This window comes from Tangfeifania diversioriginum, assembly GCF_900141875.1.
Taxonomy (GTDB): Bacteria; Bacteroidota; Bacteroidia; order Bacteroidales; family Prolixibacteraceae; genus Tangfeifania; species Tangfeifania diversioriginum.
The window spans coordinates 80,301-103,276 of the sequence record NZ_FQZE01000014.1; the positions used below are offsets into that span (position 1 = coordinate 80,301).

Here is a 22,976-nt window from a genome sequence, read left to right on the forward strand (position 1 = left end):
TAACCCGGGAAATCGGCATTAAGGAATGAGTAATAAAAATGAAATAATAACTAATTGAGAGTTAAAATGCCATTGGTTGAATCTAAAATAAAGGCTTTAATCTTTTCAGAATTGGAATTAAGCAATTTTTTGATATCATTTGTGGAGCAATTGCCACGACGAATCCAGATAACTTTTGGTGGAAATCCCCAAAAAGCAACAAGCTTGGGAGATAGATTTTGGTCGAACAGAAGTTTCATCACGCGCAAAGTTCAATCTTTTCTTTGTTTGCAGCATAGCTCAAACATGCAAGTATGTCTTCTCTTTCCAAATTTGGGAAATCATCAAGAATTTCTTCAAAACTCATTCCTGAAGCAAGGTAGCTTAAGACATCAGCTACAGTTATCCGCATTCCCCTTACGCAGGGTTTCCCACTTCTTTTCCCCGGTTCTAATGTTATTCTTTCATTTAGCAACATGGTTACTTTTTTATTCAAAAATACTAAAAACATCGAAATATGATTTGGTACAACATTAAATTAATTGCCCGCAGAATTTTTAAGGATAAAGCTTTTTCGACCATTAGCGTAGTCGGATTGGTTATCGGAATTGCCTCCTTTCTAATCCTGTTTTTGTATGTATCAAACGAAAAAAGTTTCGATAAACATTTTGACGATCACGAACGAACTTACCGGGTGACTTCCATTCCCGAAGGCCGGGAAGAAACTCCATGGGCGCGAAGCCTGGGAATTATTCATCCCGCCACCGCAACAATTCCGGAAATTGAAAAATCCACTCAGTTTTCGCACTGCGAAGTGGGAACCATAAAAATGGGAGAGCAAACGTTTCAGCAAAACGATATCATGTCGGTTGACGAAAGTTTTATTGAAATGTTTTCGGTACAACCCAAAGTGGGAGATTTGTCGGAAATTTCGAAACCCAACACCGTGTTTGTTACCGAGGATTTTGCAGACAAATATTTTAAAAACGAAAACCCGGTTGGAAAAACAATTACAATTGAGGCGCTGCAATATGCCCGAAATATTGGGAATTACGAAATCCGTGGGATTGTAAAAAATACACATCCGAAAACACATTTCAACTACGAACTGCTGCTTTCGCAAAAAGGCGGTTTGCAGGAAAGATACGAAACGTTACCCAACCAGAAAACACAATGGGTTTACAACTACATTAAATTAGAAAAAGGGGCGTTGCCAACTGAAGTTGAAAACAAAATTCTGCGTTTTTACGATGCCGGCAGCTTAAAGCAAACGCGCGGCCCAAAAGAATATCAGTTTCAGTTGGTGCCGATGGACGACATTCATTTAAAATCTGATTTTCGGTTTGAACTCAAAGAAAGCTCAAGCAAAATAAATATCGGGTTATTTGTAATCATTTCGTTTGTCATTTTACTGGTTTCACTGCTCAATTTTGTGAATCTCACCATTGCCAAATTGATAAAGCGGTCGAAAGAACTGGGGCTGAAAAAATCAATTGGCGCAAACCAGCGGCAATTAACTGGCCAGGTTTTATCCGAAGTTTTTCTGTTTTGCATGGTTTCCATACTTCTTGCGTTTGGCAGCATCGAAATCATAAAACCATCTATCAACCGGTTTTTCGAAATCGATTTCAATATTTACTATTCCGAGCCGGTTGTTTACCTGAGTGTAATTTTGGTGCTGGTTTTTTGTCTCGGATTAACCGCCATTTTTGTCGGATTCTTTCTTTTGGGAAAAATTTCTGCCATCGATATTCTTTCCGAAAAAATAAATTATTCAGGAAATCACATCCTGAAATCATTGCTGGTTATACAAATTACCATCGTAATTATCATCCTATCGTCCACTTTTTTGGTGAACAAACAAATCAACTTCATATTTAATCAACCGCTGGGCTTCGACAAGGAAAATGTGGTTGTTCTCAACCTGAAAGATTTTTCGAAAGACCCGGCAGTTTTTGCCCGCGAACTTAAAAACCAAAGCCAGGTAGCATCGGTTGGTTTTACCATGCAGCACTTTGGTTATCCGGCTCAAAGTTTACCACTCGACGGTTTGGGAATTGACGGGACAGCCGAAATGGTTTTCGCCAATTACAACTACCTGAAAACGATGAATATTCAACTTTTGGAAAACTGGATTAGTCCTTCGGCAGATACAGTGCGCGGGATGGTTATTAATAACCATTTGTACAAACGGCTGCTGGAGCGACACGGAAGTATGGATGCCTTGGAAACTTATAGTGAATCACAGCCGCTGGAACCGGATCAGACCCGGATTAATTTTATTGGGGTGGCCAAAGATTTTAATTACAGTTCGGCCCACGAAGCAGTTGGTGATTTTGCGTTCTGGTTAGATGAATCGAACAACCGGGCGCGGTTTATCCATGTTCGTTTAAATCCCGGAAATCTTCGTACAGGAATGGACAAAATCAGGGAAACCTGGAACACTCACTATCCGGAGCAGGAATTCGATTTTTTCTTTATTGACGAAACCATTGCATCGCAGTACAAGGCGGAAACCATTTTAAGCCGGATACTTTTTGCTTTTGCACTCATCGGAATTTTAATCAGCATGCTTGTAATCAGCGCATTGGCACTATTTATTTCGCAACAACGCACCAAAGAAATCGGTATCCGAAAAGTAAACGGCGCCAAAGTTTCTGAAATCCTGTCCATGCTGAACAAAGACTTTATAAAATGGGTGGCCATTGCATTTATAATTGCAACACCTGTTGCGTACTACGCCATGAATAAATGGCTCGAAAACTTTGCTTACAAAACCAGTTTAAGCTGGTGGATATTTGCGTTGGCGGGTTTGCTGGCCTTGGGGATTGCGTTGCTTACTGTGAGCTGGCAGAGTTGGAGAGCTGCTACGAGGAATCCGGTTAAGGCGCTGAGGTATGAGTAATCTTAGTTATGTATTAAAAATACAAAAATGTTAAGTTTTAAATTCGTTTTACGAAAGTTACTGTTCAATAAGACATTTTCTGTACTGAATATTGTTGGATTGGGCATTGGTTTGTCTGTCGCAGTTATAGTGTTTTTATATGTTGATTACGAAACCAGTTTTGATAAGTTTAATGAAGATGCCGACAAAATTTATATGAGTTTGGATGATCCTGAAGACTTGTCCTCTGTTCTACCTTTTCCCTTTTCAGAATCAATTCAGAGTGAAATTTCGGAAGTAGAAATTGCTGCCAACATTCTTCCCTGGGAAGTTGAAAGGAACCTTACAACACCCATAGGTGAATTTAGGGAAACCTGTCGCTATATGGATGAAGCAATTTTTAGCATTTTTAGCTTCAATATTATACTCCAAAGTCAGGATAAAGTTTTTCCGGATGCAAATTCTTTGGCAATTTCGGAACGCTTAGCAACAAAAATTTTTGGTGCCGTCGATTTGGCGTTAGGCAATAAGATTTTACTGGATAAAAAAAATAGTGGAACGGTAACCGCTATATTTAAAGATATTCCGGGTAATTCTTCTATTCGTTTTGATTTGGCAGCTCCAATACAAAGAGCAATTCAGGATTTTGGAATCAAAGAATCCTGGAACGATTATTATGTTCATTCATTTGTAAAACTGATTGGAACATTAGAACAGGCAAAGCCGAATATCGAAAGCTACTCGAGAAAGCACGAATTTGAGTTCACGTTATTCCCGTTGACCGAATTGCACCTAACACAAAAAGGTGCCGAACAAAAAAAGATGTTGACCATTGCTATCATAGCAAGTCTGTTTATTATGCTTTTAGCATGTATTAATTTCATCAATTTATCGACGGCAAATTTATTTAAGCGCACAAAGGAAGTAGGTATTAATAAGCTGCTTGGTTCATCGGCAGCAGGTATATACCGGAGTTTTCTTCTGGAAACTCTTTTGCTCACTTTCATGAGTTTCCTTGCAGCATTAATCATAACTTCGTTTCTTTTGCCTTATATTAATCATTTGATTGGCGCTGAGTTAGCATTTGCACAGCTTAGTATATCGAAGCTGGTTCTGTTGCTGGTTATTATCACAGGTGTTTCATTGTTGACAGCAATGGTTCCGTCTCGGGTTTTTACTAAAACACAACCAATTCAGATATTAGCCAGGCACACAGACAGGATGAAATCATCGGTATATTTACGAAAAGGTTTGTTGGTTTTACAGTTATCATTAACGATAATCATCCTTATTTTCACTTTGTTTATCTCAAAGCAAATCCGGTTTATTGGCAAAACTAATTTGGGTTTCGACAAAGAAAATATGCTTTTTATAGAGCCAGGTGAAATCAGAAATATGGCGAAAAAGAATGCGCAGATAAAGGAAAAACTTTTAGAAAGCCCATACATTGCTTCGGTATGCGCTGTGGATAGTAAACCTGGAGTTGTCGGAAGTTCTACAACAGGTTTTAACTGGTCTGGAAAAAATTCGGAAAAACACGTTGGTGTTTATTTGTATCGCGTTGGGGATGATTTTATTAACACCTTTAAAGTCAATTTAATTCAAGGAAAAGGATTTAAAAAAGAAGAACCGAACAGCAATGAAATAATCATCAATAAAACGTTTGCGAAACTTTTATCATCCGATGATTTTTCAAAAAACAAAACAATATATTTTGGGAAACGTCCGGTCGAGGTCATTGGCGTTATTGATGATTTTCTGTTTAATTCAGTAAAAGAAGAACAAAAGCCTGTTGCTGTTTTATATGAGCCTTCACGCGGGTTTTATCCTTGTGTAAGATATTCCGACAGCCAGCACATCCCCGAGGTTTTGGCTCAAATTGACAAGAGTATGAAGGAAGTGTTTCCCGATATGACTTACAACACCGGTTTTACCAGCGATTTTATTTTGAACGAATTTATGACACGTGAAATCAGGCTGTCTAAGTTTTTTACTTTGTTTTCCATTTTGGGATTACTTGTTTGCAGCATCGGTTTATTGGGATTGGCTTTGTTTGAAAGTCACAAACGCATAAAAGAAATCGGTATCCGCAAAGTGAACGGCGCACGCGTTTCTGAAATTTTGGCAATGTTGAATAAAGACTTTGTAATGTGGGTGATTATAGCTTTTGTCATTGCGACACCCATTGCGTACTACGCCATGCACAAATGGCTCGAAAACTTTGCCTACAAAACCACTTTAAGTTGGTGGATTTTTGCATTGGCGGGTTTACTCGCGTTGGGGATTGCTTTGTTTACGGTTTCGTTTCAATCGTGGAAAGCAGCAACCAGGAACCCAATTGAAAGTTTAAGATATGAATAAAGGAGTCGCAGAGCGACGATGTTGTGGTAGAATTCTGTCAAAGTCTTCTTCATGCAATTCCATCTGCCCGAAGTCTCTCCGCCGGCTGGCGGGAGATTTAGAGGGGCTTTGGCGGGCTGCAACGCGGAATCCGGTGGAGGCATTGAGGTATGAATAAAATGTCTGAACTATGATTTAGTTGATTAAATGATTACCATGATTTATAGAAAAAAACAAAATCAAAGTCCATCACAGAAATCAAATGAATCGCGGTTCAGACAATTAGCTGGCAAAGTTGGAGGGCGGCTACAAGAAATCCGGTTGAGAGCTTGTGGTATGAATAAAAAGCATAGCGCAAAGCGGAAAGAGCAGGGGGATCGCTATGCTCCATGCTCTTTGCTCTTAGCGAACTAAACCGAAAAATAAAAACAGAATTTTTAATAATGATACAACTAAAAAACATCGACAAGTTCTACGACGCCAAATTTCAGCGGACGTTTGTTCTGAAAGGCGTAAATCTGGAAGTTAAACAAGGTGAATTTGTAACCATCATGGGGCCGAGTGGTGCCGGAAAATCTACAATCCTGAATATTATTGGTTTGCTGGACGAGCCCAGTGCGGGCGAATATTATTTCTTTGATCAGCCGGCGCATAAAATCAAAGAGAAGCAAAAAGTGCAGTTTCACCGCACGCACGTAGGTTTCATTTTCCAGGCGTTCCACCTCATCGACGAATTGAATGTATATGAAAACATTGAAACGCCGCTGATTTATCGCGGAATAAAGGGAAAAGAACGAAAAGCGCTCGTGGCTGATCTGCTCGACCGGTTTAATATTGTGGCCAAAAGAGGTCTGTTCCCAAGCCAGCTTTCCGGCGGACAGCAACAACTCGTGGCCATTGCACGCGCAATAGTTGGAGGCCCTAAACTTCTGCTGGCTGATGAACCAACGGGTAATCTGCATTCCGAGCAGGGCGAAATGATAATGAAGTTGTTGAAAAAACTCAACGAAGAGGGAATGACCATCATCCAGGTAACGCACAATGAAAAGTATGCCGATTACGGCAGTCGCATAATTCAATTGGAAGACGGGTTGATCCGGCAGGATTATCAATTGGAAGATAGTGAGTTAAACATGCGGTGATGAAATTCAAGATTAAAATTCATCCTGCTTTTTGATCCGTTTTCACCCTCCGGGCTACTGCCTAAAGCTTTGATGTAGTTTAGCAGGGTTGCCATATTGGCTGACCGTCCGCTTAGCACTTTTAATCGTAAGGACAGCAAGCTGGGATGTTCCCAGGTGTAACCGGTACCGTTACGATTACTGGTATTTACACCTTAGGCAATGGCTTATGAAGACAGAAAAGCATTCACCTGGTTGTTTGTTTCTGTAAAAGCGTTTTGAGGGAGCAAAAATCATATTCTATGGTTTTAAAGAAGCATGACCGCAACATGTATAAAATAAAACCAAAAAATCGAGGGCATATCCGCAAAATTTTTAACTTTGATGCTGTAAAACATGTTATTGACTGATATATGTTAAATTCTGAGTTGGGAATACAAGATATTCTGGATAATCCAAAATCAATTTTTCACTTATTGAATCAGGAAGAGAAGGAAGAACTGGAGCAGCATATCTCGTTGGCTCATTATAAAAAAAATGAATTTGTTTTTAAAGAAGGAGACAAACCAACCGGTTTTATGATGCTGGTTTTTGGTAAAGTTAAAATCTTTAAGGAAGGCGTTGGCGGTCGTGAACAAATCATTCGAATGGCCAAACCGCTTGGTATTATTGGTTACCGTGCCCTGTTTGCTGAAGAAAATCACATTGCATCAGCAGTCACGCTGGAAGAATCGATGATTTGCACTGTAAGTCCCGATTTTGTTTTGAACAAAGCGCTCAAAAACAGTTCGTTTTCGTATTACCTCATACAGAAATTATCCAGGGAGTTGGGCTTCTCCAATTCACGGACAGTAACATTAACGCAGAAACATATTCGCGGAAGATTAGCAGAGTCATTACTGCTGTTGAAAGATAAATACGGATTTGAGCACGACGGAACAACTCTCAAAGTTTACCTCTCGCGCGAAGACATTGCCAATTTGTCGAACATGACGACTTCGAATGCCATACGCACACTCTCCACCTTTGCCAACGAGCAAGTGATTGCCATCGACGGGCGCAAAATAAAAATTCTTAATTCGCATCGCCTGGAACGCGTGAGTAAATTAGGTTAAATTTTATTCGAACAGGTAAACCCTTTTCACACGTTGCGAAATCCCGGTCAGTATTTCATAAGGAATGGTTCCTGCTTTTTCTGCCACTTCTGAAACAGAAAGGTGAGGTCCGAAAAATTCCACTTCATCACCAGCCGAAACATTTTTACCCGTAACATCGAGCATGAGCATGTCCATGCAAATTGTGCCCGTTATTGGAACCCGCTGCCCGTTTACCCGGGCCTGGCCAGTGCCGTTGCTTAATTTGCGGTCGAGCCCGTCGGCATAGCCAACCGGCACAATGGCAATCTCGCTTTCGCGGTCAATTTTTCCTTTTCTTCCGTAACCAATAGTTTCTCCTGGGCTGACCTTCTTAACCTGCGAAACAGAGCTTTTAAACGTGCTGATATTTTGTAACGGTAATCCGGTTGCTGAAATTCCATAAAGTCCGATGCCCAGGCGCACCATTTCATATTGTTTTTCCGGGAAACGCTCTATTCCTGCAGAGTTCAGAATGTGCCGGTCAATCTTATACGGAAATGCCCGGGTAATTTTTTCTGAAAGTATGTCAAAACAATTGAATTGCTCTTGTGTAAATGTGTCAAAATCCGGATTGTCGCTTGCTGCCAGGTGCGAAAATACTGATTTGATTCTCAGCTGGCTGCCGGATGAAATTTCTGAAACTATAGTTTTGATTTCCTGCCTGGTTTTAAATCCCAGCCGGTTCATTCCGGTGTCAATTTTAAGGTGAACAGGATAATTGTTTAATGCATTCTCCGAAACAGCTTTTTTAAAATTCAGCAAAACCTCCTCTCCGTAAATATTGGGCTCCAGCCGGTAGTCAATTATATTCTGGAAACTATGCTGTTCGGGATTCATAACAATAATTGGCGTTTGTATGCCTGCATTCCTGAGTTCAACGCCTTCGTCGGCAACCGCCACTGCCAGGGAATCCACATTTTGGTATTGCAGTAATTGTGCAATTTCCACATCGCCGGTGCCATACGAAAATGCTTTCACCATTACCATAATTTTGGTTTCGGGACGCAACAGGCTGCGAAAAACATTCAGGTTGTTTACCAAGGCATTCAAATCAATTTCCAAAACCGTTTGATGGGCTTTTTGCTGCAGCAGCGCAGCTATTTTTTCGAACGTAAAACTGCGGGCTCCTTTTATTAAAATAACAGCATTGCTAAACTGATTTTTGTAGCGGTGTTTTATGAAATTTTCGGTTGCCGGGTAAAAGCTTTTTGGGAGCGTGAATTCGTTTGAGTGGGCGGTAATTTCAGGGCCAATACCAACAATCTCATTAATTTGCCATTGCGCTAACAGCTGATTGATTTGCCGGTACAGTTTTTTTGGCGGAATTCCGGTTTGCTGAATATCCGATAAAATCACCAGTTTATTTAAATGCCCTTTTTTGGACTGCTGGTGCAAAACCGAGAGGGCTATCGAAAATGAAGTGAGGTCGGAATTGTAGTAGTCGTTGATGAGCAGGCAGTTGTTCACCCCTTTTTTTATCTCTAATCGCATAGCCAGCGGGGCCAGCCTCGTATAAACATTTAACGTTTCACGGGCATTTTTTGCCAGCAACAATGTGGCAACAAAACAGTGGCAAGCATTTTCGATGGATGACTCGTCGGCAAAAGGAACGGTAAATTCAAATTTCTCATCATTGTAAACAACCGATAGATTAGACTTGCCGCCAACGGCTTGGTGCTTAAATTTGAGCAACGCATTGTTATTCTTAAGAGACCAGCTTACTGGTTTAATTGAGTTTTCACTACAAAAGTGTTGAGCTTCTTTACCCACCAGTTCATTATCGATATTAAAAACAAGTTGCTTTGCCGATTTAAATAACTGCAGCTTTTCAAGCAGTTTTTGCTTTTTCGATTTGAAGTTTTCCTGATGTGCATCGCCAATATTGGTTAAAATTCCTACTTCAGGTTTTATTATGGGCTGAAGTTTAGCCATTTCGCCGGGTTGCGAAATTCCCGCTTCAAAAATGGCCAGATTGTAATTATTATCCATTAACAAAACAGAAAGCGGGACACCTGTCTGCGAATTGTAACTTTTGGGGCTGCGAATAATTTTAAGCTGTCCGGAAAGTATTTCGTGCAACCACTCTTTTACAATGGTTTTTCCATTGCTCCCGGTAATCCCAACCACCGGATATTGAAATCGGGCACGGTGAAAAGCTGCCAGTTTTTGCAGCGCGCTGGTGGTGTTTTTAACTAAAATAAAGGCTGCGTCTCCGGTAATGAATTTCTTTTCAGAAACAATAAAAGCAGTAACTCCTTTTTTTATAAGTTCAGGAATGAAGTGGTGCCCGTTGTTTCGGGGGCCAACCAATGCAAAAAACAAAGCATTTTTGCCACCAAAATATGTACGACTGTCGGTTACAATTTTCTCAATTCTCCAATCACTAAAATCAGGAGGGGCAAATAGTTTACCCTCAATTATTTGAGAAATTTCCAGTATTGAATTTGTTATGGTCATGAATTGAAATCCTTTTTTAGCCTCCCTTTTGAGATGATTTGGAGGGGCTTTTGATTGCTTTGGTGAAGCAGCTGCGGCAAAGTGGTTCGTAGGCTTCTTTTTCGCCCAGCAACACAACCTGTTCCTGTTCTGAGAGGCGGTGCGAAAACTGGGCAATACTTCCGCACCTCACGCAAATAGCGTGCACTTTGGTCACATGATCGGCAACCGCCATTAAACCGGGCATGGGGCCAAACGGGAGGCCTTTAAAATCCATGTCTAACCCGGCAATAATTACCCGGATTCCCATATTGGCCAATTTCACCACTACCTCAATCAGTCCTTTATCGAAAAACTGGGCTTCGTCGATGCCAATAACATCCACATTCCCTGAGAGCAGTAAAATATTCGATGAGTTATCAACCGGAGATGAGCGAATGGCGTTTTCGTCATGCGAAACCACTTCGTCTTCCGAAAAACGGGTTTCCATGGCCGGTTTGTAGATTTCCACTTTTTGTCGGGCAAACTTCGCCCGTTTCAAACGGCGTATCAGTTCTTCGGTTTTTCCGGAAAACATAGAACCCGTTACGACCTCAATTGTGCCCAGTTTTTTTGGGCTGTTTACATCCCTTTCAATAAACATGCAGCCTCTGTTCAATAAGAAATTAAAATTTGTACTTTTACAAAATTAAACTTTAAAAATATAGCCCGGCAAAGAATGGAAGATAAAAAACTCATAAAAATTTTGTTGAAGGACATGAGCGAACTCGAGGAGTTAATTGCCGATTTGAAAACGCAGGAAAAAATTGATTCACTCGAAATGGAGTTTGTTCATTCCCGAGCAAAAGGATTACTGCAACTGATGCACCTTTTTGAAGCAAAAATGCAAAAGAATAGTTCAGAGCCACTCTCAGATGCTGAGCAGGAAAAAGTTGAAAAAGTTAAGCAAACAATTGAAGCTGCTGCTATTCAGAAAGATGAATTGCCGGAACAGGAAAAAGCAGAAGTACGGGAAGAGGCCGGGTATCAGAAATTACATCAGGAAAAACCTGCTGTTGAAGATAGCCGGGAAACAGAAAAAGAGGAAGACCCTGAACCAGAGGTTGAAAATCAGGAAAAGCCAGCAACAGAAGAAATCCGCCGGGAAGATGATGTTGAGCAGGAAGAAAAAGATGATGATATGCTGGAGGAAGATAACGAAAGGACAGAGGCCAATTCACGTCTGGGTGATAGCTTTTTGAAAGGGAAATCAGTAAACGACATTATTACCGACCAGAATAAGCTGGAGTATAAATTATCGAACCTGCCTGTGAGCAGCATTCGGGCAGCCATTGGAATCAACGATCGTTTCCAGTACATCCGTGAGTTGTTCGACGGCGACAGTGAGAAATTTTTGGAAACGGTGAAAGCACTCGATTCGATGCAGAATATAAAGGAAGCGGTGGATTATTTGCGCAAAAATTTTAAATGGAAAAAGAACGAAACCAGCCTCAAATTTGTGAACCTTGTAAAACGCAGGTTTCAAAATGGTTGAACCGGGAAAACTAATATTGGTTCCTACGCCCATTGGTAATCTCGATGACATTACCCTGCGCGCCATTGCCGTGTTAAAAGAAGCCGACCTGATTTTGGCTGAAGACACACGGACTTCTTCCAAATTGTTGAACCATTTGGGAATTGAAAAAAAAGCAACTTCCCACCATAAATTTAATGAGCACAAAATTGCCGGTTCAATTGTAACTAAAATTGCTGAAGGAAAAACAGTTGCACTGATTTCGGATGCAGGAACGCCGGCTATTTCCGACCCCGGGTTTTTGCTTGTTCGCGAGTGTGTGAAAAATGAAATTGAAGTGGAGTGCCTTCCGGGAGCAACAGCGCTTATACCGGCACTTGCTGTTTCTGCACTTCCCACCGACAGGTTCGTGTTCGAGGGGTTTTTGCCACGTAAAAAAGGCCGGCAAAAACGCCTTCAGCAACTTACTGAAGAGGTGCGCACAATGGTGTTTTACGAATCCCCTTTCAGGCTGGTGAAAACATTAACTCACCTGGCTGAACATTTTGGGAGCGACCGAAATGCATGTGTTTGCCGCGAACTTTCAAAATTATTCGAAGAAGTTAAAAGAGGTTACTTAACTGAACTCGCTGACTTTTATACCGAAAACCCACCGAAAGGAGAAGTTGTGATTGTTGTGGAAGGCCTGCCCAAAAAGGGGAAAAATGAGTAAAAAACGGTACACTCATATTTTTTTCGATCTCGACAATACACTATGGGATTTTCACACCAATTCATTTCATGCGCTTCATGCGGCATTTCAGAAATTTCCGAATCTAAATGAAAGTACAGGTTTCACTACCTTTTTTAATACCTACTCAAAATATAACCATGAGCTTTGGAATACATACCGAAATAAAAAGGTTGCAAAAAAAGAACTTGTGCTTCAACGTTTTCAGAAAACATTCCATGAGTTGAATGTCAGTGGAGTTGATGCCGGTGAAATGAACTCGCTTTACCTGAGCGAAATGCCGAAACAGAAAAAACTAATTGAAGGTGCGGTTGAACTGCTTGAATATTTAATGGTGAAAGGATATTCGTTATTGATTATAACAAATGGTTTTCGCGAAGTGCAGTTTAAAAAGCTTGAAATTACCGGGTTGGCAAAGTATTTTAACAAAGTGTTCATCTCAGAAGATATTCAGTCGCCCAAGCCACACCGGCAAATATTTGAATATGCGGTGAAGTCGTCCAATGCACCGAAAAACAAAAGCTTGATGGTAGGTGACGATTGGGAAGTGGATATTAGAGGAGCCACTAATTTTGGAATTGACGCAGTTTTTTATAATGCGGACAAACAAAATGATGAACAAAAAATAAAATTCATTAAGCAGAACAGAAGTTTGGTATATTCTGTTAACAGCCTAAAAGATTTGAGGTCAATTATATAATCACTCCCAAATATTGTTTTCTCAATAACGCCTGTTAAAACCCATATTGCCAGTATCAGGTTAATATTTTGAAAAAAAAGTAAAACATTCGTTTTATAATCCAATTCTTTTTTTAAAATTTGTGATTAATGATTTTTAACATTTAGTTAATTCGGCTTACAAGTTTATTTTTTGGGGTATGAAAAATATATAAATTGAAATCAGAAAACTGAGTTTGGGGGAATTTAGTTTTTTTTTGAAGGAAATACATTCTGTTTAATTGCTAATTTAAAACTGTTTTTATGAAAATAAATTTAAGCTTTCAAGCATATAACAAGGAGATTTTAGTCTGTCAAGTTAGGTTATGATAGTCAAAAGGAAGATAGCCGGGAGGAAATCACTCTTCTTTTTCACGATTACCCTTCGTAGATTAGGTTATTAATCTCTCCTCCTGGCTTTTTCTTTTTAACTTTTTAGGGCGTTGTTCTTACACTTTTTGATTTTTAGGCAATCGTTAGTTGCATTTTTTTTGTAATTCGATTGTTTTTTTAAATTTGCCCCTGTTTTTATGTTTTTTAACATTTATTATTGATTTTTTGAAAATAGAGAATTACGAGTTGTTCACTTGCATTGGGGGATGCAAAGAACGCTTGAATCAGGAGAAAACATATTAAAATTTTATAGCTGTTTAATTAATAATTTAAAACTATTTCTATGAAAAAGATCACGTTTTTTTTCACGATTCTCCTTTTCATGGGAAGCCTGGCAGTAAATGCTCAAACGAGGGAAATAACCGGAACGGTTACCTCGGCTGAGGATGGAGAGCCAATTCCCGGAGTTTCGATCGTTGTTCAGGGGACAACATTGGGTACTGTTACCGATATTAATGGTAGTTACTCATTGCAAGTGCCCGAAGATGCACAAAACCTTGTCTTCTCATTTGTTGGTATGGCAAGGCAGGAAATTGCCATAAGTGGCAGAAGTACAATTAATGTGAGCATGCAACCTCAGGCCATTGGTGTTGATGAGGTGGTTGTAACTGCCCTGGGTACCAGCCGCGAGAAAAAATCACTGGGTTATGCCTCACAGGGTGTTAGTAGCGAAGAGATTGTTGCTACCAACGACATCAACCCGATTTCTTCACTTTCCGGCAAAGTGGCCGGTCTGCAAATTCAGGGACAGAACTTTTCAGGTTCACAAAATATCCTGATTAGAGGGGCCAGCTCTTTTAGTCAGAATAACCAGCCATTATTTGTTGTGGATGGAGTGCCGGTGAGCAACGAAAACTTTAATACCACTTCAACACAAACAGGTGGTGGTGGTTACGATTATGGTTCGATGATTAATGACTTGAACTCTTATGATGTTGCAAGTATTGATGTTCTGAAAGGAAGTGCTGCATCAGCACTTTACGGTAGCCGCGGGCAAAATGGTGTAATTATGATTACAACCAAGTCGGGCAATGCTGGCCAAAAATCCTTTTCAGTGGAGATAAATTCAGGTGTCAACTTTGAGCAGGTTTCTATTCTTCCAAAACAACAAAATATGTATGGTGGAGGTTTTGGCGATTTCAATACGGCAACCATCGACGGACAAGAATACAATGTTGTTTATTATGCAATGGACGAAAGCTGGGGGCCAAAATATGAAGGACAGGAAGTGCTTCACTGGTGGGGCGCAGCTGACTATGAGAAAGGAATTACTTCTTCTCCGGTTACCGCTCCGTGGGTAGCTCCTGAAAACGGAGTTGAATCATTTTATGAAACTGGTGTAACCTACCAGAACTCGTTGAATGTGGTTGCAACAAGTGAATTGTCAGCATTGCGGGTTGGATACACCAATGCGAATATGACTGGTATTCATCCTAATTCGCAACAGGATAAACACAACTTCAATATTAATGGAGAATCTTCACTCTTTGGTGGAGTAATTGAAGTAAATGCAAATTTAAATGTAGTTTATACCGAAACGTTGGGAAGGCCGCAGTTTGGATATGGCGACAATTCACAATCGCAAAAATTCTTCCAGTGGGGACAGCGTCAGCTCGATTTTGAGAAATTGAAAGACTATGTCAACCCAGATGGTACACAACGTACCTGGAACAGGGTTTCCTGGAGTGATGGTACTCCTGTATATTCCGACAACCCATACTGGACAGCCTACAAGAATTACCAGGATGATGACAGGACACGCGTTTATGGTAAAGCTGGCATAAGGGCTAATATTACGGATTACTTAAGCGCAACGGGAAATTTCTATTACGACACCTATACATTTAATGTGCGAGAGAGAGTGGCAAAAGGTTCACAAGCCATGTCATATTACGGTCAGTTTAACAGGCAGGCTTCAGAGGCCAACCTCGAAGGTAAACTGGAATTCAACAAGAATATTGATGATTTTAGTATTCTCGCCATGCTGGGTGCCAATTCACGTAAAAATGATTATGCACTATTTTATGGCGAAACAAATGGCGGCCTTGTAATTGACGGACTGTATAACCTTAATAACTCGGCCAACTCACCACTATTAGGTGATACCAAACGCGAAATGCAGGTGAACAGCTGGTTCGGTTCTGCAAGTGTGGGATATCAGGATATGATTTATGTTGACGGTACGTACAGAAAAGATTATGACTCCACACTACCTACAGGAGCAAATAGCTATTCTTATTCTTCAGTGTCTGCCAGCTTTATCGCATCCGAATTGATTGATGTTAATGGTGTTGACAACCTGAAAATTCGTGCCAACTACGGGGAAACAGGTAATGGTACAGGAGCTTACCAGGTTTTCAATGTGTATTCTATTGGCGACCCTTTCAATGGAAGTCCACAGTTCACCAATGATGACCGGTTAAGAAATCAGAACCTGAAACCGGAAAAAACAAGTGAGATTGAGTTTGGGCTCGAAGGTGCTTTCCTGAATAGCCGGGTTGGATTCGATGTAAGTTACTACAATAGAAATACAGAAAACCAGATAGTACCCATTGAAGTGAGTGCATCAAGTGGTTATTCATCACGAGTGATTAACGCCGGTAAAATCAACAACAAAGGTATTGAATTATTGCTTTACGGCAGTCCGGTAAGAACAACCGATTTTTCATGGGACATCACATTGAACTATGCAAAAAACCAAAACGAAGTGATGGACTTACCGGAAGATCTTGACAAAATTCAGCTGGCATCCGCACCTTTTGGTGGAGCATTGCTGAATGCTGTGGAAGGCGCTACATTTCAGGAACTGTTTGCCTATAATTTTATTTTCGACGACAATGGAAACAAAGTAGTTGGCGATGATGGAATGTATCTCACTGGAGAACTTGAGTCAGTCGGATCTGTACTTCCTGATTACACTGCAGGTATTCGCAATGCATTCCGTTATAAAAATTTTGATGTAAGTGGTTTAATTGATATTTCAAAAGGCGGTGTCTATTATTCACTTACCCACATGTGGGCTATGTATTCGGGTATGGCAGCAGGAACAGCCACTCCTACCTCTGATGGAAATACAATTCGTGAAGATGGGATTGTGCTTGATGGTGTAACTGGAGATGTGAGCTACGATGACGAAGGAAATGCAGTAGTAACCAATACCAGCCCCAATGAAACCAGCCTTTCAGCTCTGGATTGGGGGGCATATCATTATCATGGTAATGGTACACCAAGTGCAACCAGTGTTTATGATGCTTCCTACATCAAACTTCGGGAAGTAACTCTTGGATATACGCTCACTCAACCTGTTGATTTCTTACAATCAGTACGCTTGTCGTTGTATGGTCGTAATCTCGCAGTTTGGGGGCTTGATAACAAAGGAATCGATCCGGAAACAATTGTTGGTGGTTCAGGAAACATTCAGGGCCTTGAAGGAGGAATAATTCCGGCAACAAGCTCTTTTGGATTTAACCTGAGAATTAATTTTTAATATTTAATACGAAGAAAAAATGAAGACATTAAAATATTATATTACAGTATTTCTTGTAGGTGTCTTGCTGTTCTCGTGCGAAGTAGATTACTTTAGCGACCCCAACAGCCCTGAAGTTGCACCTACTTACGGAATTATGAACCGTGTACAAAAACAGTTCATGAACGATACACGTGATGTTTGGTTCTCCGGTCGCCAAATGCTGCTTTGGGTACAGTACTGGAACCAGGTTAACTATACAGAAGAAGACCGTTTTCAATACCGCGAAACAGTTAACAAAGCAGCTTGGGATGACATTTATTATAACGCCCAGGACCTTATAGATATTATTCAGCTGAATACAGATGAGGAAACCAAAGGTGACATGGCGCAGTTTGGGCCCAACGAAAACCAGATTTCTGCCGCACGTATTATGTTGGTTTTTGTCTATTTGCACGGACTCGAACTGTGGGGCGATATTCCTTACTACTCCTATGGCAGCGATAATGCATCCTTTCAGGCTAACAGCCTTAAAACTGAAGGTGTTGATATGCCTGCTTATGCAACACAGGAGGATATTTATGCCGACATGCTGAACGAACTCGATCAGGCACAGCAGAATATCGATACTTCATCGAAAATGATTGACGGCGACAACTTTTTTGGTGGTGATGCCACCCAGTGGAAAAAGTTTGCCAACTCATTGCGGTTAAGGATAGCCAACAGGATTAAAGACGTTTACCCGGCTGCCCAGGGACACATTGACGGAGCCATTTCAGCCGGAGTTATGGAGTCGAATGCCGATAACGCAGGCGTAACTTTCGAAGCAAATGCGGTGAACGGTGCTCCAATGTACCAGGGATTTGTTGTTGAAGCCCGTAAAGATTTTGCCCCGTCAGGCCAGTTTGTAGAACTGCTCCAGGGAAAACGCGGACCGTTTGGTTTGGAAGATCCACGTTTGGATATCTATGTTGACGATAATTCAAATGGCGACAAAGTAGGTGTGCCATTAACACAATCAAACGATGTGGTGGCAGCTTTTGAATGGGAATCCCAGCCCGGTGCAGCGATTCTTGCTCCCGATTATACCGAATATTACATGGAATATGCAGAGGTTTGTTTCATTTTGAGTGAGGTGAATGACTGGGATCAGGATTGGTATGAAAAAGGAGTTAGGGCCTCAATGGAAAAATGGGGAGTTGCATCGGCTGATATCGATGCATATATTGACAACCTGCCTGCTGCAAGTGAAGAAAATGTTATGACACAGAAATACATTGCACTTTACATGCAACCAATGGAAGCATGGAGCGAGTACCGCCGTACAGGTTATCCAAATACTTTGGTGAGACCAAACGAACCTTACGATTATACATGGCCAACTGCTGACGGGGAAATGACTGAAACTTATGAATTTATCCCTATTGGCGGGCTGACCGATTTACCGGGTCGTAACAAGTATCCGTTAAACGAAGGTAGTATTAATGAAGCTAACGTAAAAGCGGCTGCTTCTTCAATTGGAGGCGACAGCCAGGAAACCAAACTGTGGTGGGCTAACTAGCCGGGCACAGAAAAAATATTTATAAAAAAGTCTTGGCATTACGTCAAGACTTTTTTTATTTTTACTGATTGTGAGTGGTAATTGAATGGTAAATGTTTACACCTAAAGTTTTTACTTCATTCCTTGTTTTATGTTTTTTGCTCTGTTCTGCCTGGGCAAACTTTGCTTTATCGCAAAATACTTTTTCTGAATTGGAAGCTTCTGAGGTTTATTCCTCCGAACTTGATATTGTTAATGGCAAAAGGTGGTATTTCGATAATAATTACAAAGGGCATCCATTTTTTTATGATGACGAGCTTTTTGAAGGGAACGTAACTTTCAACGGCGTGAATTTTTCACACTTAACATTAACATATGAGTTGTTAAGTAATGAATTGATCCTAATTAAAGAGGTTAACAACCAAATCAGAGAACTCATACTAAACGAAAATTTTGTGGAAAGTTTTGTGTTAATACATCCTGTTACTGCAATGCAATATTCTTTCGAACGAAAAAAACTTTCCGGAGTGGAAGGGAAAAAGTATTATCAGGTAGTTTACCCGGGCGAAACAACCTGTTATATTTACCACAAAAAGGTTATTAACAATAGGGTTACAGGTAATTATATGGGGGAATATTTGTATGAGCCGGTTATATACATAAAAAAGGGAGATGAATTTAAGGGATGCACCAATAAAAGAACTTTCCTTCGTTTGTTGGAAGATCAGAAAAAACAAATCCGAAAATATATGAGGAGAAACAACCTGAGCTTTCATGGCGAAAAAACTGGAGATATTGCCCGGGTTTTACAATATTACGACTCTTTAACGCCTTAAACCAAAAGCTAAATGAGTAGCAGTACATTATTCAAAAGTATAATTCTTAACCTCCTTTTTTCTTTTGGATTTTTATTCTCATCAGGGCAGGATAAAGTAATGCCATCCGAAAAAATAGCGGTTGAAGAATTCATTCAAAATCTGGAAATAAAATACAATGTGAAATTTTACTTTCAGGAATCTGCACTTAAAAATAAAAAGGTAAATACTAATTGCAGTGGGATTTCGCTGGATGAATGCCTGGAAGAAATGTGCAATTCAATTTCCCTGGAGTTCTATCGTAGTGGTGATCGTATTTTTTTGTTCGAAGGGGAACCTGTGACTGAAACACTTGGTAAATCAATTGAAGACACTCCGGAAATTCAGGTCGAAGAAAAACCTGAAAAAGATCTGAATCAACTCAAACAGCAGGCTTTCAAAATTTTTGAAATTGGCACACCTGGGAAAAATAATACCGGTCGTGCTCTTTTGAGAGGGCATGTTACAAGTTATGAAACCGGAGACCCGGTGTATAATGCAAATGTTATTTTGGCTGGAACTTCACAGGGGGTATCAACCAATCAAAATGGGTATTTCGAAATCCGTGTCCCGGTTGGAAACAACACTCTGCAATTCAGTAGTATTGGGATGGAACCAACTCAGCGAATTGTGAATATTTATTCAGATGGCGTTTTGAATGTGCAGATGGAGACGCAAATGAATATTATTGGTGATGTTGATGTTTTGGGTGAACAGAACGGAGAGGTGAGCAGGGTTTTCTCTGGTGTGGAACGGTTTGAGGGCAAAATGTTGGAATCGTTGCCTGCTTTGCTGGGAGAGTCGGATGTAATAAAAAGTACTCTTATGTTGCCAGGTGTTTCCAGTGTGGGCGAAGGAACATCGGGTTTTAATGTTCGCGGTGGGAAAACCGACCAAAATCTGATATTGATCGACAATGCGCCTGTTTTTTATCCATCTCACTTTTTTGGAAATTTTTCAGCCATTAATTCCGATGTGGTGGAAGACGCAGTTCTGTATAAAGGGAGCATCCCGTCGAAATACGGCGGGAGGATTTCTTCAGTTTACGAAATCAATACAAAAACCGGGAAATCTGATAATATTTCCGGGGTTGGCGGGGTTGGCCTTTTTTCGGCACGCCTGATGCTGGAAGGGCCTTTAGCCGAAAAATCCTCCTTTGTCTTCAGTACGCGCGGGACTTATTCCGATTGGGTGCTTAGCCAAATCAATATTCCGGAATTGTATAACAGTGAAGTTGGGTTTAACGATGTGCAGGGGAAAGTAAACTTCCAGCTTAATCCCAAAAATCACCTGACTGTTGGAACCTATTTGAGTAACGATAAATTTAAACTTCGCAGCGACACTTTGTACCGGTATAAAAACCTGGTGTCTTCTGCCCTGCTGGAGCATGAATATAACAAAAACTGGAAATCGGAAATCAATCTTTCGTACAGTAATTTTTTCTATAATATTTCCGGTGTTGGATTACCGTCGCTGGCATTTGAAATGACGCATGACGTGGCTTACCACGGGTTCAAAAACTATAATGAATACAGTAACAACGGAAGATTTAAAACTTATTTCGGGCTGGAGTCGGTCTGGTACAAAGTAAACCCCGGAGATATAACCGGGGGGCGGGAGTCCGAAATTAACAGTTTTTACAGTACTTCCGAAAATGCTGTTGAGTATGGTGTTTTTGCAGGTGCTGAATTTTCGGTAACCCCGCTGCTAAGCCTCGAAACCGGAATCCGATGGTCGGGTTTCCTTTCGCTTGAAGACGGGGAAAGATTTCTTTACGCTGAAGGATTCCCACTGAGCGAAGAGAATATTACAGATACAATTTCATCCGCTCCGAATTCCATTAAAAAACATTATAATAATCCTGAGTTTAGGCTCTCTGCAAATTATATGTTGAGCCAGAATGCTTCACTAAAATTCAGTTACAATAAAACAACCCAGTATATTCATATGCTCACCAATACAACAGCAATTTCTCCAACAGATACATGGAAACTGAGCGATGAATACCTGCCACCGCAAGTGGGAAACCAATTCTCGGTTGGAGTGGTTAACAGTTTCTGGCAAAATGCAATTGAACTGACAATGGAAGGATACTATAAAAAAATTAAAAACATAAAGGAGTACAAACCGGGAGCAAGTCTTCTTCTGAACGATCACATTGAAACGGAAATTTTAAACGGACTTGGCAAGGCCTACGGTGCCGAACTTTCAATTAAAAAGAACGGAAACCGGCTAACCGGCTGGCTGGCTTACACCTGGTCGCGAATTTTAATTAAATCCAACTCACCGTTTCCGGAAGAAGAATTCAACGATGGAGAATATTTCCCGGCAAGTTACGATAAGCCTCATAACCTTAATCTGTTTGCCAACCTGAAAGCATCGCGCAGGCTTCTGCTTTCTACCACCCTGAACTATGCCACAGGCCGCCCCATCACATTGCCCGTTGCAAAATACAGATTGGGAGACAAAATTTTACTGCATTATTCAGATTATAACCAGTACCGCATCCCCGACTATTTCAGGATTGATTTATCTGTGACACTGAAAGGGAGTTTAAAAGCAGATAAGCTTTTTGATACTTCCACAACTTTCTCGATATATAACCTCACCGGTAGGAAAAATGCATATTCCGTTTTTTACAAAGGAGATGGAGTCAGGTTGGAAGGGTACAAATTATCGATTTTTGGCTCAGCCATTCCAACCTTAACATTTAATTTTAATTTTTAATGGGGACAATTATAAAATATGGCGTTTGGGTAATAACCCTGTTGTTGGTCACAAGTTGTATTGAACCCTACAGGCCAGAGTTGGATAAAACACAAAGCGAATATATTTTGGTTGTTGAAGGATTAATTACCAACGAACCCGGCTCGTTCAGGATTTCCTTGTCCCGGTCGGTCCCGGTTGATACAACTTTGAGCTACCTGCCCGAAAGCGGCGCCTATGTTTATATTTCTGATGATTTAGGGAATTTGTATGAGTTTTATGAAGATGCTCCTGGCGATTACAAAAGCATCGATGAAAATGCCCGCGCCTACAGCGACAGAGAGTACCAGCTTTTTATTACTGATTCGCAAGGGAACGATTATGAATCGTCGCTGGTTCAAATGGAACCAACTCCGGATATAAAACGGGTGTATTGGAATGAAGTAACCAAAGATATCTTTTCTGATAATGAAGTACATGAAGAAAAGGGGATCAATATTTATGTGGAGAGTGAAGAAGTAGCGGGAGAAACAAATTATTATAAATGGGATTTTACGGAAACCTGGAAAATTGAAATGCCCGATTACGTTACTGTGCTAAAAATGTTCGGGCCACCGGTTCAGGTTCTTGTTAATCTTCCGCCCGAAAAGCAACATTGCTGGGTAACCTGGCCTTCCGAAAATATTTTATTGAAATCGTTGGCCGGGCAGGAAACTGAAAAGGTGGACAGCCTTTTAGTGATGCAAATCCCTGAAAAAGGTCAGCGGCTGCATTTCAGGTATTCAATTGAAGTCAGGCAGTATTGTCTCGACCAGGAAATGTACAATTTCTGGAACAGCATAAAAGAATTTAACGAAGATATAGGCTCAATGTACGACCACATGCCGTATGCTGTTTTTGGCAATATAACTTGTTGTAACGATGATAATGTTAGTGTGCTGGGATATTTTGATGCCGCCGAAATTAAAAAGAAACGAATTTTTATCGATCAGTACGATCACCAGTTACCTACCCGGAATGTTTATGAAGATTGTGTTTACAGTTTCTCTCCAAATGATAATCCATTCGCATCAGGAGTTTACGCGCTAAATTCTTTTTGCGCCGATTGCCGGAATTACGGAACAAGTGTAAAACCTGATTTCTGGGATGAATAGAAAAAGC

Annotated in this window: 16 protein-coding genes; 12 read left to right on the forward strand and 4 right to left on the reverse strand. The window is 40.6% G+C overall.

Annotated features, from left to right (window positions below; translation table 11 throughout):
- Nucleotides 1-50: 50 nt before the first annotated feature.
- Together BUC07_RS21630 and BUC07_RS10465 are read right to left on the reverse strand one after the other, a co-directional pair.
- Nucleotides 51-239: a DUF5615 family PIN-like protein gene (locus tag BUC07_RS21630; protein ID WP_073169121.1), complete on the reverse strand. Its 189-nt coding sequence runs from the start codon at nucleotides 237-239 to the stop codon at nucleotides 51-53.
- Nucleotides 239-490: a DUF433 domain-containing protein gene (locus BUC07_RS10465; protein ID WP_245792694.1), complete on the reverse strand. Its 252-nt coding sequence runs from the start codon at nucleotides 488-490 to the stop codon at nucleotides 239-241. The genes BUC07_RS21630 and BUC07_RS10465 overlap by 1 nt, the downstream gene beginning before the upstream one ends.
- 6 nt (nucleotides 491-496) lie before the next feature.
- Between BUC07_RS10465 and BUC07_RS10470 the strand changes: the two genes are divergently transcribed.
- The 4 genes from BUC07_RS10470 (at nucleotide 497) to BUC07_RS10485 (ending at nucleotide 7,439) form a co-directional block, all read left to right on the forward strand.
- Complete coding sequence (locus BUC07_RS10470) at nucleotides 497-2,884, forward strand: ABC transporter permease (protein ID WP_073169123.1); 2,388 nt, start codon at nucleotides 497-499, stop codon at nucleotides 2,882-2,884.
- 27 nt (nucleotides 2,885-2,911) lie between these two features.
- Nucleotides 2,912-5,224: an ABC transporter permease gene (locus BUC07_RS10475; RefSeq protein ID WP_073169125.1), complete on the forward strand. Its 2,313-nt coding sequence runs from the start codon at nucleotides 2,912-2,914 to the stop codon at nucleotides 5,222-5,224.
- 422 nt (nucleotides 5,225-5,646) lie between these two features.
- On the forward strand, nucleotides 5,647-6,345 hold the full coding sequence (locus BUC07_RS10480) for an ABC transporter ATP-binding protein (protein WP_073169127.1): 699 nt from the start codon (nucleotides 5,647-5,649) through the stop codon (nucleotides 6,343-6,345).
- Nucleotides 6,346-6,737: 392 nt separating this feature from the next.
- Nucleotides 6,738-7,439, forward strand: coding sequence for a Crp/Fnr family transcriptional regulator (locus tag BUC07_RS10485; protein ID WP_073169129.1), 702 nt, complete (start codon nucleotides 6,738-6,740; stop codon nucleotides 7,437-7,439).
- Nucleotides 7,440-7,442: 3 nt separating this feature from the next.
- On the opposite strand, the gene BUC07_RS10490 is transcribed toward BUC07_RS10485, so the two are convergent.
- On the reverse strand, nucleotides 7,443-9,917 hold the full coding sequence (locus tag BUC07_RS10490) for a bifunctional UDP-N-acetylmuramoyl-tripeptide:D-alanyl-D-alanine ligase/alanine racemase (RefSeq protein ID WP_073169131.1): 2,475 nt from the start codon (nucleotides 9,915-9,917) through the stop codon (nucleotides 7,443-7,445).
- Nucleotides 9,918-9,933: 16 nt separating this feature from the next.
- On the reverse strand, nucleotides 9,934-10,539 hold the full coding sequence (locus BUC07_RS10495; protein WP_073169133.1) for a thymidine kinase: 606 nt from the start codon (nucleotides 10,537-10,539) through the stop codon (nucleotides 9,934-9,936).
- Nucleotides 10,540-10,614: 75 nt separating this feature from the next.
- Between BUC07_RS10495 and BUC07_RS10500 the strand changes: the two genes are divergently transcribed.
- The 8 genes from BUC07_RS10500 (at nucleotide 10,615) to BUC07_RS10535 (ending at nucleotide 22,969) form a co-directional block, all read left to right on the forward strand.
- On the forward strand, nucleotides 10,615-11,430 hold the full coding sequence (locus tag BUC07_RS10500) for a hypothetical protein (RefSeq protein ID WP_073169135.1): 816 nt from the start codon (nucleotides 10,615-10,617) through the stop codon (nucleotides 11,428-11,430).
- Nucleotides 11,423-12,121 (forward strand): 16S rRNA (cytidine(1402)-2'-O)-methyltransferase, encoded by a 699-nt coding sequence (rsmI, locus tag BUC07_RS10505; protein WP_073169137.1) that lies wholly within the window; start codon nucleotides 11,423-11,425, stop codon nucleotides 12,119-12,121. Before BUC07_RS10500 ends, rsmI begins: the two co-directional genes overlap by 8 nt.
- On the forward strand, nucleotides 12,114-12,839 hold the full coding sequence (locus BUC07_RS10510; RefSeq protein ID WP_073169139.1) for a YjjG family noncanonical pyrimidine nucleotidase: 726 nt from the start codon (nucleotides 12,114-12,116) through the stop codon (nucleotides 12,837-12,839). The genes rsmI and BUC07_RS10510 overlap by 8 nt, the downstream gene beginning before the upstream one ends.
- Nucleotides 12,840-13,532: 693 nt before the next feature.
- Nucleotides 13,533-16,736, forward strand: a complete 3,204-nt coding sequence (locus tag BUC07_RS10515) for a SusC/RagA family TonB-linked outer membrane protein (protein ID WP_073169140.1) — start codon at nucleotides 13,533-13,535, stop codon at nucleotides 16,734-16,736.
- 19 nt (nucleotides 16,737-16,755) lie between these two features.
- Entirely contained in the window at nucleotides 16,756-18,276 is a 1,521-nt protein-coding gene (locus tag BUC07_RS10520; protein WP_073169142.1) for a SusD/RagB family nutrient-binding outer membrane lipoprotein, read from the forward strand.
- A gap of 92 nt (nucleotides 18,277-18,368) precedes the next feature.
- The gene (locus BUC07_RS10525; protein WP_073169144.1) at nucleotides 18,369-19,091 is read left to right on the forward strand and encodes a hypothetical protein; all 723 of its coding nucleotides are present in this window, start codon (nucleotides 18,369-18,371) and stop codon (nucleotides 19,089-19,091) included.
- A gap of 12 nt (nucleotides 19,092-19,103) precedes the next feature.
- Nucleotides 19,104-21,836 (forward strand): carboxypeptidase-like regulatory domain-containing protein, encoded by a 2,733-nt coding sequence (locus BUC07_RS10530; protein WP_083578200.1) that lies wholly within the window; start codon nucleotides 19,104-19,106, stop codon nucleotides 21,834-21,836.
- The gene (locus BUC07_RS10535) at nucleotides 21,836-22,969 is read left to right on the forward strand and encodes a DUF4249 domain-containing protein (RefSeq protein WP_073169147.1); all 1,134 of its coding nucleotides are present in this window, start codon (nucleotides 21,836-21,838) and stop codon (nucleotides 22,967-22,969) included. The genes BUC07_RS10530 and BUC07_RS10535 overlap by 1 nt, the downstream gene beginning before the upstream one ends.
- Nucleotides 22,970-22,976 lie beyond the last annotated feature (7 nt).

Excerpts from the sequence above, each read along its gene's own strand:
- BUC07_RS10530 (WP_083578200.1), top strand. The coding sequence starts at position 19,104 with ATGAGTAGCAGTACATTATTCAAAAGTATAATTCTTAACCTCCTTTTT.
- BUC07_RS10520 (WP_073169142.1), top strand. The coding sequence starts at position 16,756 with ATGAAGACATTAAAATATTATATTACAGTATTTCTTGTAGGTGTCTTG.
- BUC07_RS10515 (WP_073169140.1), top strand. The coding sequence starts at position 13,533 with ATGAAAAAGATCACGTTTTTTTTCACGATTCTCCTTTTCATGGGAAGC.
- BUC07_RS10495 (WP_073169133.1), bottom strand. The coding sequence starts at position 10,539 with ATGTTTATTGAAAGGGATGTAAACAGCCCAAAAAAACTGGGCACAATT.
- BUC07_RS10465 (WP_245792694.1), bottom strand. The coding sequence starts at position 490 with ATGTTTTTAGTATTTTTGAATAAAAAAGTAACCATGTTGCTAAATGAA.
- BUC07_RS10470 (WP_073169123.1), top strand. The coding sequence starts at position 497 with ATGATTTGGTACAACATTAAATTAATTGCCCGCAGAATTTTTAAGGAT.
- BUC07_RS10510 (WP_073169139.1), top strand. The coding sequence starts at position 12,114 with ATGAGTAAAAAACGGTACACTCATATTTTTTTCGATCTCGACAATACA.
- BUC07_RS10485 (WP_073169129.1), top strand. The coding sequence starts at position 6,738 with ATGTTAAATTCTGAGTTGGGAATACAAGATATTCTGGATAATCCAAAA.
- BUC07_RS10475 (WP_073169125.1), top strand. The coding sequence starts at position 2,912 with ATGTTAAGTTTTAAATTCGTTTTACGAAAGTTACTGTTCAATAAGACA.
- BUC07_RS10500 (WP_073169135.1), top strand. The coding sequence starts at position 10,615 with ATGGAAGATAAAAAACTCATAAAAATTTTGTTGAAGGACATGAGCGAA.
- BUC07_RS10490 (WP_073169131.1), bottom strand. The coding sequence starts at position 9,917 with ATGACCATAACAAATTCAATACTGGAAATTTCTCAAATAATTGAGGGT.
- rsmI (WP_073169137.1), top strand. The coding sequence starts at position 11,423 with ATGGTTGAACCGGGAAAACTAATATTGGTTCCTACGCCCATTGGTAAT.
- BUC07_RS21630 (WP_073169121.1), bottom strand. The coding sequence starts at position 239 with ATGAAACTTCTGTTCGACCAAAATCTATCTCCCAAGCTTGTTGCTTTT.
- BUC07_RS10525 (WP_073169144.1), top strand. The coding sequence starts at position 18,369 with ATGTTTACACCTAAAGTTTTTACTTCATTCCTTGTTTTATGTTTTTTG.
- BUC07_RS10480 (WP_073169127.1), top strand. The coding sequence starts at position 5,647 with ATGATACAACTAAAAAACATCGACAAGTTCTACGACGCCAAATTTCAG.
- BUC07_RS10535 (WP_073169147.1), top strand. The coding sequence starts at position 21,836 with ATGGGGACAATTATAAAATATGGCGTTTGGGTAATAACCCTGTTGTTG.